Below are 13,491 nucleotides of genomic sequence, written 5' to 3'. Positions count from 1 at the left end.
TTAAAGAATCTGCTGCGGGACGTCGGGCGGGCCGGGACTAACCGACCGAGCCTTCCATCTGCAGCTCGATCAGCCGGTTCAGCTCCAGCGCGTACTCCATCGGCAGCTCACGGGCGATCGGCTCGACGAAGCCGCGCACGATCATCGCCATGGCCTCGAACTCCGTCAGACCGCGGCTCATCAGGTAGAAGAGCTGGTCGTCGGAGACCTTGGAGACGGTCGCCTCGTGGCCCATCGACACGTCGTCCTCGCGGACGTCCACGTAGGGGTAGGTGTCCGAGCGGGAGATGGTGTCGACCAGGAGCGCGTCGCACAGCACGTTGGACTTGGAGCCGTGGGCGCCTTCGCCGATCTCGACCAGACCGCGGTACGAGGTGCGGCCGCCACCACGGGCCACCGACTTCGAGACGATGTTGGAGGAGGTGTTCGGCGCCATGTGGACCATCTTGGAGCCGGCGTCCTGGTGCTGGCCCTCGCCCGCGAAGGCGATGGAGAGGGTCTCGCCCTTGGCGTGCTCGCCCATCAGGTAGACGGCCGGGTACTTCATGGTGACCTTGGAACCGATGTTGCCGTCGATCCACTCCATGGTCGCGCCCTCGTACGCCACGGCGCGCTTGGTGACCAGGTTGTAGACGTTGTTCGACCAGTTCTGGATCGTCGTGTAGCGGCAGCGGCCGCCCTTCTTCACGATGATCTCGACCACGGCGCTGTGCAGCGAGTCCGAGGAGTAGATCGGGGCGGTGCAGCCCTCGACGTAGTGGACGTAGGCGTCCTCGTCGACGATGATCAGCGTCCGCTCGAACTGGCCCATGTTCTCCGTGTTGATACGGAAGTAGGCCTGGAGCGGGATGTCCACCTTGACGCCCTTGGGGACGTAGATGAACGAGCCGCCCGACCACACGGCGGTGTTCAGCGAGGCGAACTTGTTGTCGCCGACCGGGATGACCGTGCCGAAGTACTCCTGGAACAGCTCCGGGTGCTCCTTGAGCGCGGTGTCCGTGTCGAGGAAGATGACGCCCTGCTCCTCCAGGTCCTCACGGATCTGGTGGTAGACGACCTCGGACTCGTACTGGGCCGCGACACCGGCGACGAGGCGCTGCTTCTCCGCCTCCGGGATGCCGAGCTTGTCGTACGTGTTCTTGATGTCCTCCGGCAGTTCCTCCCACGAAGCGGCCTGCTTCTCGGTGGAACGCACGAAGTACTTGATGTTGTCGAAGTCGATGCCCGAGAGGTCGGAACCCCAGTTGGGCATGGGCTTCTTGCCGAACAGCTTGAGGCCCTTGAGACGGAGGTTCAGCATCCACTCCGGCTCGGACTTCTTCGCCGAGATGTCGCGGACGACCTCTTCGGACAGGCCCCGCTTTGCGACCGCACCGGCCGCGTCGGAGTCGGCCCATCCGTATTCGTAGGTGCCCAGGCCATCGAGCTCAGGGTGAGCAGTCTCCGTGGTCATGCGGGGTTCCTCCCGGCCGTACTTGCAGATACTGATGTGTCGGTCTGTGTGGCGTCTGTGGCACCGACGCCGTTCCCACTGCGTGGAATGAACGTCGTGCACACCCCGTCGCCGTGGGCGATCGTGGCGAGACGCTGCACGTGCGTCCCGAGCAATCGGGAGAAGACCTCGGTCTCCGCCTCGCAAAGCTGCGGGAACTGCTCGGCGACGTGTGCGACCGGGCAGTGGTGCTGGCAGAGCTGTTCACCGCTGTGCGGACCGGGAGCGCTCTTCGCCGTAGCAGCGTACCCGTCTCCGGTCAACGCCCTGGCAAGGGCCTCGGTGCGCTCCGCCGGGTCGGCCGCTTCCACGGCTTCGCGGTAGGTCTCGGCCTGCGCCGTGAGCCTGGCCTTCGCGAAGGCGGCCACGGCCGCCTCGCCCTGCTCCCCGCCCCCGGCGACCTGCGCGATCCAGCGCATGGCGTCGGCGGCGAGCGAGTCGTAGGACTGGTCGAAGGCGTCACGACCGCAGTCGGTCAGCGCGAAGACCTTGGCGGGCCGGCCTCGGGTCCGCGCACCGTACACGCGCTGCTCACGGGGTTCGACCACGTCGTCGGCGACGAGCGTGTCCAGGTGGCGGCGAACGGCGGCCTGGGTGAGGCCGAGGCGCTGGGCGAGGTCGGCGACGGTGGAGGGACCGTGGTCCAGGATCGACCGCGCGACCCGGTTGCGGGTTGACCGCTCCCCGGTCGCGAGTTCGCCCTGGGGGGCCTCGCTCATCCGTTCGCCGTATTTCACAACGCCATTGTTGCGTAATTAGTCGCGCCCCGACAAGCCGTGATGGAGGCCACCTCTGGTGGCCTCCATCACTAAGGGTTACCTTATTTATCCACGGAGCGTTATACGGAAGCCGACGCTCCGCTCTCACGCAGGGCCCCGCCGGTGAACCAATAAACGGCTCCGACCAGCAATCCCCCGCCCACCACGTTCCCCGGCACGGTGAACATCAGATTCCGGAAAAGATCACCGAATCCGGCTGAGCCATCCAGGATCGCGAGGCTGAAAACAGCCATGTTCGCTACACAGTGTTCGAATCCGACGGCAACGAAAACGGCCACCGGCAGCCACAGGACGAAAATCTTGGCGGCATCGCCGCGGGCCCGGGTGAACATCCAGATGGCCAGGCAGACCAGCATGTTGCAGAGCACCGCGCGCCAGAACAGCTGTCCGCCGCTCAGCGCCATCTTCCCGTGCACCATCTCGGTGAGCATGGACCGCGCCGAGGGCGAGGAAGCCACCCCCGAGGCGTGCACCATCGCCCCGAAGGTGAAGGCTCCGACCAGGTTCCCGGCCAGGGAGAGCGTCCAGGACAGGATCAGGTCCCTGGGACCGGTCCGCCCGGACAGCGCGCCGACCAGCATGACCATCACATTGCTGGTGAAGAGCTGGGCACCGGCGAACATCACGATGGTCAGGGCGATCGGGAAGACCGCACCCTCCAGCAGTTTCACGGCCGGCGAACCCTTGGCCACGAACGGCGAGATCGCGACGAGGAGCAGCACCTCGCCCACGGCGATGTAGGCGCCCGCGAGCATCGCCGAGACGAAGTAGCGCGGCGGATGCCCGAGGTCATGGGCCTTGTGCTCGGCCTGCCCCGAGGTGGCTTCGACGTTCTGAGCGATGCTGTTCACCATTCGACGTTAGGCCCCGGCCCCGCTCCCGAACGGACGAAAAAGTCACGAATGCGCAGGTCCGTGACCCCTCGGGGGCGGGACCTACGACCCCGCCCCGGTCACCTCCCACGGCTCCGTAGACTCATTCCCCATGAGCAACGACCCCGCCGTGGAAATCCGCGGACTGGTGAAGCGGTACGGCCCCAAAACCGCGGTGGACGGCCTGGACCTCACCGTCCGGAGGGCCTCGGTCACCGCAGTCCTTGGTCCCAACGGCGCGGGCAAAACGACCACTGTGGAAACCTGCGAGGGCTACCGCCGCCCCGACGCCGGATCCGTCCGCGTCCTCGGCCTCGACCCCGTCGCGCAGGCCGGGTCCCTGCGCCCGCGCATCGGCGTGATGCTGCAGTCCGGCGGCGTCTACTCCGGCGCCCGGGCCGTCGAGATGCTGCGCCACATGGCCAAGCTCTACGCCGACCCCCTGGACGTCCCCACCCTGGTGGAACGCCTCGGCCTCGGCGGCTGCGGCCGCACCGCCTACCGCCGGCTCTCCGGCGGCCAGCAGCAGCGCCTGGCCCTCGCCATGGCCGTCGTCGGCCGCCCCGAGCTGGTCTTCCTGGACGAGCCGACCGCCGGCCTCGACCCGCAGGCCCGCCGCGCGACCTGGGACCTCGTACGGGAACTGCGCGCCGACGGGGTCTCGGTCGTGCTCACCACCCACCACATGGACGAGGCCGAGCAGCTCGCGGACGAGGTCGCCATCGTCGACGCCGGCAAGGTCATCGCCCACGGCACCCCCGAGGCACTGTGCCGCGGCGGCGCCGAGAACACCCTGCGCTTCACCGGCCGCCCCTCCCTCGACCTCGCCTCCCTGCTGAAGGCCCTGCCCGACGGCACCCAGGCCGCCGAGCTCCTCCCCGGCGTCTACCGGGTCACCGGCGACGTCGACCCCCAGCTGCTGGCCACCGTCGCCTCCTGGTGCGCCCAGCACGGGGTGATGCCCGACAGCCTCTCGGTGGAGCGGCACACCCTCGAAGACGTCTTCCTCGAACTCACGGGCAAGGAGCTGCGCGTATGAGCGCCGGTACGTTCACCCCCCGCCCGGGGGCCGCGCCCGTGTCCCGCATGATCCTGGCGCAGACCGCGCTGGAGACCCGGATGCTGCTGCGCAACGGGGAGCAGCTCCTGCTGACCGTGATCATCCCGGCACTGCTGCTCGTGCTGTTCTCGGCGGTCGACATCATCGATGTCGGCGCAGGGAAGTCGGTGGACTTCCTCGCCCCCGGGGTCCTGGCGCTGGCCGTGATGTCCACCGCCTTCACCGGCCAGGCCATCGCCACCGGCTTCGACCGGCGCTACGGGATCCTCAAGCGGCTCGGGGCCTCCCCGCTGCCGCGCTGGGCGCTGATGGCCGCCAAGACGCTGTCCGTGCTGGTCACCGAGGTGCTGCAGATCGCGCTGCTGACGGTGATCGCCTTCGCCCTGGGCTGGTCCCCGCACGGCAACCCGCTGTCCGTCGCCGCGCTGATCCTGCTCGGCACCGCAGCCTTCTCCGGGCTCGGCCTGCTGATGGCCGGCACCCTCAGGGCGGAGGCCACCCTGGCCGCCGCCAACCTCGTCTTCCTGCTGCTCCTGGTCGGCGGCGGGGTGATCGTGCCGATGGACAAGTTCCCCGGAGCGGTCCAGTCCGTCCTCGGCCTGCTCCCGATCTCCGCCCTCTCCGACGGGCTGCGCGAGGTGCTCCAGCACGGGGCCGCGCTGCCCTGGGGCGACGCGGCCGTGCTTACCTGCTGGGCCGTACTCGGACTCGGCGCTGCTGCGCGCTGGTTCCGCTGGGATTGACCCCGCTCCCCCGCAGGTGGGGGAACTTCCTGGCTCACGCTGCTCGCCGCCCAGCGGACGGGCAAGTCTTACGCGATCAATGCCACCCGGGTTGAGACCCGCCCGGTTACGCAGCGCCACAGTTGCATCACTCAAATGACGGTGGGGATTGATCGGAACGCTTCCCCTCGGCCGGGCGTTGCCTGGGAGGATGGGCACCTTCACGCATGGAGCCGGGGGGCAGACATGGCGCAGCGGGAGGCCGTTCTGCGGCTGGACGAACAGTGGGCACGGATCCGGTCGGGCGCGGCGCACGCGGAGCCCGCGGAGGCCGACGCCCTGCTGGCCGAGCTGATCGGAGCCCTGCGCGAACCGGCCCGCACCGACGCCGAGTGCGCGGCCCGGCTGGGTCTGCGCCTCGGTGACCTGGCGGCCCGCCGGTTCGCCGACGGGGACCGGGCCGGGGCCCTGGCCGCCATCGAGGAGGGGCTGCGGTTCTCGCAGCGGGCGGCCGGGCACGCAGCCGAGTACGCCCGCTGGTACGCCCGGGGCCTGATCAACCAGGGGGTCTGGCTGTCCTGGCCGCTCAGCGACGCGGAGCGGCTGCCGAAGCACCCGCTGGGCCCCGGCTCCGAGAGCGGCCCGAGCGCCATGGAGCGGGCCGCCGGCGAGCGGGCCCGGGACCTGACGCTCGGTGCGGTGGAGGTCTGGGCGACCCTGGACCAGGAGGATCCGGTCAACCAGCGGGGCCTGGCGCAGGCGAAGGTGTTCCTCGGAGACCGGCTCGCGGAGCTCGGCCTGGCAGAGGAGTCCGTGGCCTGGGCGGTCGACGCGGAGGGCTCCTTCCGGCGGCTGCTGCTCGCCGATCCCGGCTCCGACGAGTCGCAGGAGGCCGAGGAGGCCCTGGACCACATCGGCCGCCAGCTCGAACTGCGGCTGCGCTTCCTGTCCTTCGCTTCCCTGTCCGGCCTGCGCACGCGCGGGCTGCTGCCCGAACGGCTGCTGCCCCAGGCCGTGGTGGCCGCCCGCATCCAGGGCGTGCCCGAGGCGGAGATCGCCGCCCGGCTGGGCCTGGAGGCCGACCAGGTCCACACGATGCTGGAGGTGACCCCCTGGGTCGCGGTGTGGCGCGTCGAGGTCCGCGGTTCCGACGGGCTGTGGAACGTACGGCCGCATCCCTGGCACAGCGGGGCGGAAGTGAGGAACAGGACAGCAGAGGAGGTAGGGGCCGAATTGGTACGCGGCTTCGCGGCCTCGGCCGACTACCCGGGCGAGGGCGCGCATTGGCGGGTCCGCGTGTGGTGGCACGCGGAAGGCGACCCGGCCGGGGCCCGGTTCCGCCTGGCCTTCGGCCCCGACGGGGTGGCCGCCACCCCCTCGTGAAACTTTGCACAAGTGTCCGCGTACGATAAACGCCGTGTTGACCCCCCTCGCATATCTCGCCCGCCGCTGGACGCCGTCACCCCGGACCGTCCAGCGGGCCGCGCTCGCAGCGGTGCTCATGAGCGTCGTCATCGTCGTCACCGGCGGCGCGGTGCGGCTGACCGGATCCGGTCTCGGCTGCGACACCTGGCCCAAGTGCACCGACGACAGCCTGATCGTGACCCAGGAGCAGGGCTTCCACGGCGCCATCGAGTTCGGCAACCGCATGCTGACGTACGTGCTCTGCGCGGCCGTTGGCTGGGCGATCACCGCCGCCCGCTGCGCCACGCCGTGGCGCCGCTCGCTGACCCGGCTCGGCTGGCTCCAGTTCGCCATCGTGATGGGCAACGCGGTCCTCGGCGGCATCACCGTCCTGACCGGCCTCAACCCCTACAGCGTGGCCGGGCACTTCATGCTCGCCACCTCGCTGATCACCGTGACGACGATCACCTGGCAGCGCACCCGCGAGGGTGACGGCCCGGCCCGGCCGCGCGTGCCCGCTCCGGTGCGCAAGCTCTCCTGGGCGCTGCTCGCCGCCACCGTCGTGCTGATCGCGGCGGGCACGGTGGTCACCGGTTCCGGCCCGCACGCCGGCGACAGCAGCGAGATCAGGCGGATGCCGTTCGACTGGTCGGCCACCGCGCACGTCCACGCGGTCTCCGCCTGGGTGGTGTGCGCGCTCGCCGTGGCGCTGTGGCTGGTGCTGCGCGTGGTCGACGCCCCCGTGGACACCCGGGCGCGCGCCCGCGACCTGCTGATCGTGCTGCTCGCCCAGGGCGCCATCGGCTACGTCCAGTACTTCACCGACGTGCCCGAGGCCCTCGTGGCGGCCCACATGCTCGGCTCCTGCCTGGTGTGGATCTCGGTGGTCCGGGTGGCGCTGAGCCTGCGCGAGCGTCCGTCCGAGCAGGCCGGGATCCCGGCGCAGCAGGACACCCGGCTCGCCGCGGTCTGACCCACCGGGCGCCCTCCGAGCGTCCTCTGGGCGCCCTCCGAACGTCAGCCCCGTTCGTCCAGCCGGTAGACGCGGCGGGCGTTGCCCGCCGCGACCATCGCCGCCACCCGCTCCGCGTCCCGCCAGGACCAGGAGCCGTCGGCGACCCAGCCGCCGAGCACCCGGCCGAGCGCCTCGCGGAAGACCAGCGCGCCCACCGCGTGCAGTTCGGGCAGTTGCCGTCCGCCGCCGGAGAACATCAGCTTTCCGAAGGGCGCGGTCTCCAGGCATTCCGCCAGCACGGCGGCCGCCCGCGCCCCCGTGGGCCCCAGCGCCGCGCCGAGGTCGGCGTGGACGTGCGGGAAGGCCGCGGCCAGCCGGGCGGCCTGCCGGTGGTGGGGGTACCCGCCGATCAGGACCAGCCGCGCCCCCAGACCCCCGGTCGCCCGTACGAACCCGGTCAGCCGCTCCGTCGCCGCCGGCTCCCCGCCCGTGTGCAGCTGGAGCGGCAGCCCCGAGGAGACCGCGCTCCACGCCAGGTGCCGCAGGAGTACGGGGTCCCGTACGGCCCCGCCCTTGGCGCGCCCGGCCAGCCAGCGCCCGGCCGCGCCCCGCACTTCGCCCGGACCGGGCGGCTCGGGCGCGGCTTCGAGTGCCGCCGCCCAGGCGCGGCCCCCCTCCCCGGCTCCGCAGGTGAAGGCCACGGCCCCGGCGGCGGCGTGATGGACCGCCCCCGCGAGGTTGGCCAGGAAGGCGGCCACGGTCCCCGAGGTGTCCGCCGCCTGCTCGGCGAGCAGTTCCGGCCGCACCAGCTCGAAGGCCTCCGCACCGCCCGCCAGGGCCAGTTCCTTGGGCCCGGTGAGGTCCCCGGGCAGCCCGGTGTCGACGAGCCGGGCGCCGACCCCGCAGCCGCGCAGCAGCCGGCGGGCCGACTCGGCGGCGCCCAGCTCGCGCCGCCGCGCGAGGTAGCGGACGGGGGCGCAGTGCGGTTCGAGCCCGAGCAGCGGCGGGCACCAGCGGCGCACGGCGAAGCCGGTCTGGGTGTCGAAGAAGGTGGTGCCGGCGGCGGGCGGGCCGGCCGAGGGGATCAGCTGGGCCTCGAAGGTGGCGAGGCCCAGCTCCGTGCGGAGCACTCCCTGGCAGTACTGGTCCACCAGGGGCGGCGTTTCGATCATCCGGGCATCCCGTTGCGGACGTGAGGAAGGGGCTTCCACACGTCCTAACGGGTGAGCGGGGTGTGAGGTGTTGCTCGCGCTGTTGACCGAGCGGGTGACGCGGAAACGATCAGGCCAATGATCAAGCCAAGATCGACCGGGTCAGGCCGCGGGATTCGCGGTTCCGCCGAGCTGCATGCCGGCCATCCGGGACCACTCGTACGGCCCCGTCCGCACCCGCGCGGCGAACTCGCCGTCGAACTCCTCGTGGAGGGTCAGCCCGGCCTTCTCGGCCGCGAGCCGCGCGGTGTCGTACGCCGGGGCCACCAGGTCGCCCCACTCGCCGTCGGTGCCGACGAGGACGATCCGGGTGCCCGCCTGGCCGATGTGCGCGAGGTGGCCCTCGGCGCCGCCGTGCTGCTTGGCGAACGCGCCGATCTGCTTGGCCAGCTTCGCGGCCGTACGGTCCTGCTTCTTGTCCGCCGTGGCGGCGGTCTCCTCGGTGTCTGCCATGAAGGGCATGCTACCGGCCGGTAACGAGCGGAGGAAGGTTCACCGCTGAAGGATCACCGGTGAGGATCGCCGCCCAGGGATCAGCGGAGGAAGGGATCCACGGCGACCGCGACGAACAGCAGCGACACGTAGGTGATCGACCAGTGGAACAGTCGCATCTCCTTGAGCTTCGCGCCCGTCACGCCCGACTTGGCGCGCGCGTTGAGCCCGTGCGCCTCCCACAGCCACCAGCCGCCGGCCACCAGGGCGACCGAGGTGTAGAACCAGCCGGTGTACCCCAGCGGGGTCAGCAGCAGCGAGACCGCCACCATCACCCAGCTGTAGAGGACGATCTGCTTGGCCACGGCCTTGTTGCCCGCCACGACCGGCAGCATCGGCACGCCGACCCGCGCGTAGTCGTCCTTCACCTTCATCGACAGCGGCCAGTAGTGCGGCGGCGTCCAGAAGAAGATGACGAGGAAGAGGATGACCGCGGCCCAGGAGACCTCGTCCTTCACGGCCGACCAGCCGATGAGCACCGGCATGCAGCCGGCGATGCCGCCCCAGACGATGTTCTGCGAGGTGCGCCGCTTCAACAGCATCGTGTAGACGACGACATAGAAGAGGAGCGCGCCGAGCGCGAGCGCGGCCGACAGCCAGTTGATCAGCAGCCCGAAGAACAGGGTGGACGCGATCCCGAGGGTGATGCCGAAGACCAGGCACTCCCGCGGGCTGACCATGCCGGTCACCAGCGGGCGTCCCGAGGTCCGGTCCATCAGCGCGTCGATGTCGCGGTCGATGTACATGTTCAGCGCGTTGGCGCCGCCCGCGGACAGGTAACCGCCGAAGCAGGTGGCGAGGACCAGCCACAGCGAAGGCACGCCCTGCTCGGCGAGGAACATCACCGGCACGGTCGTGATGAGCAGAAGCTCGATGATCCGCGGCTTGGTCAGCGCCACGAAAGCCATGGCCCGGGCCCCGAACGGCCGGTGGTTGGGGCTCGTCCCGAGCACCCCCGCTGGACGGGATTCGACGGCCGTCACGCACACCCCTGACAGAGAATCCAGCAAGCTCCGACGTGAACCTTTTAAACATGAAGGTCCCGTAAAGGCTTGCGCGTACCACGCCACTCTAGACGTAGCCATTGGCTCGTCCCGCGCGGGGGTCGCCCCGTGTTGGTCCGATCGGCGCTGAGACGTCACGCGTGGACCGCGGGTACTCGAATAGCTGCACGCTGTGGCGGGGGTAGGCTCGGAATCGCGCCGGTGCACCGTTCGTCACCGGGACTAGACATGTGGAGAGGAGCCCTGACCCACGGTGAGCACCAAGCCGACGACCACAGAGCTCGACTGGACCGAACTGGACCAGCGTGCTGTCGACACCGCCCGGATCCTGGCCGCCGACGCGGTACAGAAGGTCGGTAACGGCCACCCCGGCACGGCGATGAGCCTGGCCCCCGCCGCGTACACCCTCTTCCAGAAGGTGATGCGGCACGACCCGGCGGACCCGGAGTGGGTCGGCCGCGACCGTTTCGTGCTCTCCGCGGGTCACTCCTCGCTGACCCTCTACACCCAGCTGTACCTCGGCGGGTTCGGGCTCGAGCTGGACGACCTGAAGGCCTTCCGCACCTGGGGTTCGAAGACCCCGGGCCACCCGGAGTACGGCCACACCGCGGGCGTCGAGACCACCACCGGCCCGCTGGGCCAGGGCATCGCCAACGCGGTGGGCATGGCCATGGCCGCCCGCTACGAGCGCGGCCTGTTCGACCCCGAGGCCCCCACCGGCGCCTCCCCCTTCGACCACATGGTCTACGCGATCGCGGGCGACGGCTGCCTCCAGGAGGGCATCTCCCACGAGGCGTCCGCGCTGGCCGGCCACCAGAAGCTCGGCAACCTGGTGCTGCTGTGGGACGACAACCACATCTCCATCGAGGGCGACACCGAGACGGCCGTCTCCGAGGACACCCTGAAGCGTTACGAGGCGTACGGCTGGCACGTCCAGCGCGTCGCGCAGCAGGAGAACGGCGACCTCGACCCGAAGGCGCTGTTCGCCGCCCTGCAGGCCGCCAAGGCCGAGACGGAGCGCCCCTCCTTCATCGCGGCCCGCTCGATCATCGCCTGGCCGGCCCCGCACGCCCAGGGCACCGAGGCCTCCCACGGCTCGGCCCTCGGCAACGACGAGGTCGCCGCCACCAAGCGCGTGCTCGGCTTCGACCCGGAGCAGACCTTCGAGGTCTCCGACGAGGTCATCGCGCACACCCGCGCCCTCGGCGACCGCGGCCGCGAGGCCCGCGCCGCGTGGGAGAAGGAGTTCTCCGCCTGGCGCACCGCCAACCCGGAGCGCGCCGCCGAGTTCGACCGCATCAACGCCAACGAGCTGCCCGCGGGCTGGGAGGACAAGCTCCCCGTCTTCGAGGCCGGCAAGGGCATCGCCACCCGCGCCGCCTCCGGCAAGGTGCTCGAGGCGCTCGGCGCGATCATCCCGGAGCTGTGGGGCGGCTCGGCCGACCTCGCCGGCTCCAACAACACCACCATCGACAAGAACTCCTCGTTCCTGCCGATCGGCAACCCGCTGCCGGAGGCCGACCCGTACGGCCGCACCATCCACTACGGCATCCGCGAGCACGCCATGGCCGCGGCCATGAACGGCATCGCGCTGCACGGCCACACCCGCATCTACGGCGGCACCTTCCTGGTGTTCTCCGACTACATGCGCAACGCCGTCCGCCTCTCCGCGCTGATGCACGTGCCGGTCACCTACGTGTGGACGCACGACTCCATCGGCCTCGGCGAGGACGGCCCGACCCACCAGCCGGTCGAGCACGTCGCCTCGCTGCGCGCCATCCCGGGCCTGAACGTGGTCCGCCCGGCCGACGCGAACGAGACCGCCGTCGCCTGGCGCGAGATCCTCAAGCGCCACACCAAGGTCTTCGGCAAGGGCGCCCCGCACGGTCTGGCGCTGACCCGCCAGGGCGTGCCGACGTACGAGCGCAACGAGGACGCCGCCAAGGGCGGGTACGTGCTGTTCGAGGCCGACGGCGGCGAAGCCCAGGTCGTCCTCATCGGCACCGGCTCCGAGGTCCAGCTCGCCGTCGCCGCGCGCGAGGCGCTGCAGGCCGAGGGCGTCCCGGCCCGTGTCGTCTCGATGCCCTCCGTCGAGTGGTTCGAGGAGCAGTCCCAGGAATACAAGGACAGCGTCCTGCCGCCTTCGGTCAAGGCGCGTGTCGCGGTCGAGGCCGGCATCGGTCTGACCTGGCACCGCTACGTCGGCGACGCGGGCCGGATCGTCTCGCTGGAGCACTTCGGTGCCTCGGCCGACGGCGCCGTCCTGTACCGCGAGTTCGGTCTCACCGCCGAAGCCGTGACCGCCGCCGCACGCGAGTCGCTCGCCGCCGCCGCGCGCTGACTCCCGCACCCAGACCAGTAGGAGATGCAATTCCCATGACAGACGCACTGAAGCGCCTTTCCGACGAGGGCGTGGCGATCTGGCTGGACGACCTGTCCCGCAAGCGGATCACGTCCGGCAACCTGGCCGAGCTCATCGACCAGCAGCACGTGGTCGGTGTCACCACCAACCCGGCGATCTTCCAGAAGGCGATCAGCGGCGGCGAGGGGTACGGGCAGCAGCTCGCCGACCTGGCCGCCCGCAAGGTCACCGTCGAAGAGGCGATCCGCATGATCACCACGGCGGACGTCCGCGACGCCGCCGACATCCTGCGCCCGGTCTACGACGCCACCGAGGGCCAGGACGGCCGGGTCTCGATCGAGGTCGACCCCCGCCTGGCCCACAACACCCCGGCGACCATCGCCGAGGCCAAGCAGCTCGCGTGGCTGGTGGACCGTCCGAACACGCTCATCAAGATCCCGGCGACCAAGGCCGGCCTGCCGGCGATCACCGAGGTCATCGGCAAGGGCATCAGCGTCAACGTCACGCTGATCTTCTCGCTGGAGCGCTACCGCGAGGTCATGGACGCGTACCTGGCGGGCCTGGAGAAGGCGAAGGCCGCGGGCCTGGACCTCTCCAAGATCCACTCGGTCGCCTCCTTCTTCGTGTCCCGCGTGGACTCCGAGATCGACAAGCGCCTCGACGCCCTCGGCACCGACGAGGCCAAGGCCCTCAAGGGCAAGGCGGCGCTCGCGAACGCCCGTCTGGCCTACGAGGCCTACGAAGAGGTCTTCTCCACCGAGCGCTGGGCCGCCCTGGACAAGGCGCACGCCAACAAGCAGCGTCCGCTCTGGGCCTCGACCGGCGTCAAGGACCCGGCGTACAAGGACACCCTGTACGTGGTGGACCTGGTCGCCCCCGGCACCGTGAACACCATGCCCGAGGGCACCCTCGAGGCCACCGCCGACCACGGCGTGGTCGAGGGCGACACCATCTCCGGCACGTACGAGCAGTCGCGCGCCGAGCTCGCCGCGGTCGCGAAGCTGGGCATTTCGTACGACGATGCGGTGCAGCTGCTCGAAGAAGAGGGCGTCGAGAAGTTCGCGGTGTCCTGGAACGACCTGCTGAAGTCGACCGAGGCGGAGCTTGAGCGCCTCGCCCCCACGGAGGCCTGAACACT

At 70.7% G+C, this 13,491-nt stretch carries 12 protein-coding genes; 6 read left to right on the top strand and 6 right to left on the bottom strand.

Going from position 1 to position 13,491, the window contains the following annotated elements; genetic code table 11:
* Positions 1-37: 37 nt before the first annotated feature.
* The 3 genes from sufB to ACE1OC_RS30675 form a co-directional block, all read right to left on the bottom strand.
* Positions 38-1,453, bottom strand: a complete 1,416-nt coding sequence (sufB, locus tag ACE1OC_RS30685) for a Fe-S cluster assembly protein SufB (RefSeq protein WP_250742310.1) — start codon at positions 1,451-1,453, stop codon at positions 38-40.
* Positions 1,450-2,229, bottom strand: a complete 780-nt coding sequence (locus ACE1OC_RS30680) for a helix-turn-helix transcriptional regulator (RefSeq protein ID WP_375953899.1) — start codon at positions 2,227-2,229, stop codon at positions 1,450-1,452. Before ACE1OC_RS30680 ends, sufB begins: the two co-directional genes overlap by 4 nt.
* A 101-nt stretch (positions 2,230-2,330) precedes the next feature.
* On the bottom strand, positions 2,331-3,122 hold the full coding sequence (locus tag ACE1OC_RS30675) for a formate/nitrite transporter family protein (RefSeq protein WP_407839737.1): 792 nt from the start codon (positions 3,120-3,122) through the stop codon (positions 2,331-2,333).
* 133 nt (positions 3,123-3,255) lie between these two features.
* On the opposite strand from ACE1OC_RS30675, the gene ACE1OC_RS30670 reads away from it, so the two are divergent.
* The 4 genes from ACE1OC_RS30670 (at position 3,256) to ACE1OC_RS30655 (ending at position 7,302) form a co-directional block, all read left to right on the top strand.
* Entirely contained in the window at positions 3,256-4,182 is a 927-nt protein-coding gene (locus ACE1OC_RS30670) for an ABC transporter ATP-binding protein (protein ID WP_407839736.1), read from the top strand.
* A complete protein-coding gene (locus ACE1OC_RS30665) occupies positions 4,179-4,946 on the top strand; it encodes an ABC transporter permease (protein WP_407839735.1) in 768 nt (255 codons plus the stop codon). The genes ACE1OC_RS30670 and ACE1OC_RS30665 overlap by 4 nt, the downstream gene beginning before the upstream one ends.
* Before the next feature lie 225 nt (positions 4,947-5,171).
* Positions 5,172-6,308, top strand: coding sequence for a hypothetical protein (locus ACE1OC_RS30660; protein WP_407839734.1), 1,137 nt, complete (start codon positions 5,172-5,174; stop codon positions 6,306-6,308).
* Positions 6,309-6,312: 4 nt separating this feature from the next.
* Complete coding sequence (locus ACE1OC_RS30655; RefSeq protein WP_407839733.1) at positions 6,313-7,302, top strand: COX15/CtaA family protein; 990 nt, start codon at positions 6,313-6,315, stop codon at positions 7,300-7,302.
* 44 nt (positions 7,303-7,346) lie between these two features.
* Here ACE1OC_RS30655 and ACE1OC_RS30650 read toward each other — a convergent pair whose 3' ends face one another.
* From ACE1OC_RS30650 to ACE1OC_RS30640, 3 genes are all read right to left on the bottom strand, one after another.
* The gene (locus tag ACE1OC_RS30650) at positions 7,347-8,456 is read right to left on the bottom strand and encodes an amidohydrolase (protein WP_407839732.1); all 1,110 of its coding nucleotides are present in this window, start codon (positions 8,454-8,456) and stop codon (positions 7,347-7,349) included.
* 141 nt (positions 8,457-8,597) lie between these two features.
* On the bottom strand, positions 8,598-8,948 hold the full coding sequence (locus ACE1OC_RS30645) for a hypothetical protein (RefSeq protein WP_250742317.1): 351 nt from the start codon (positions 8,946-8,948) through the stop codon (positions 8,598-8,600).
* A gap of 80 nt (positions 8,949-9,028) precedes the next feature.
* Entirely contained in the window at positions 9,029-9,976 is a 948-nt protein-coding gene (locus ACE1OC_RS30640; protein ID WP_407841725.1) for a heme o synthase, read from the bottom strand.
* A gap of 268 nt (positions 9,977-10,244) precedes the next feature.
* Here ACE1OC_RS30640 and tkt point away from each other — a divergent pair, with 268 nt between their 5' ends.
* Both tkt and tal read left to right on the top strand, forming a co-directional pair.
* Complete coding sequence (tkt, locus tag ACE1OC_RS30635) at positions 10,245-12,332, top strand: transketolase (protein ID WP_407839731.1); 2,088 nt, start codon at positions 10,245-10,247, stop codon at positions 12,330-12,332.
* A gap of 35 nt (positions 12,333-12,367) precedes the next feature.
* Positions 12,368-13,486, top strand: a complete 1,119-nt coding sequence (gene tal / locus ACE1OC_RS30630; RefSeq protein WP_407839730.1) for a transaldolase — start codon at positions 12,368-12,370, stop codon at positions 13,484-13,486.
* The last annotated feature ends 5 nt before the right edge of the window (positions 13,487-13,491 follow it).

Origin of the sequence: Streptomyces stoeckheimensis, assembly GCF_045822005.1 — a bacterium.
Lineage (GTDB): Bacteria > Actinomycetota > Actinomycetes > Streptomycetales > Streptomycetaceae > Streptomyces > Streptomyces stoeckheimensis.
The sequence above is the reverse complement of the archived record's forward strand: the minus strand, read 5'-3'. Positions and strand labels throughout refer to the sequence as shown.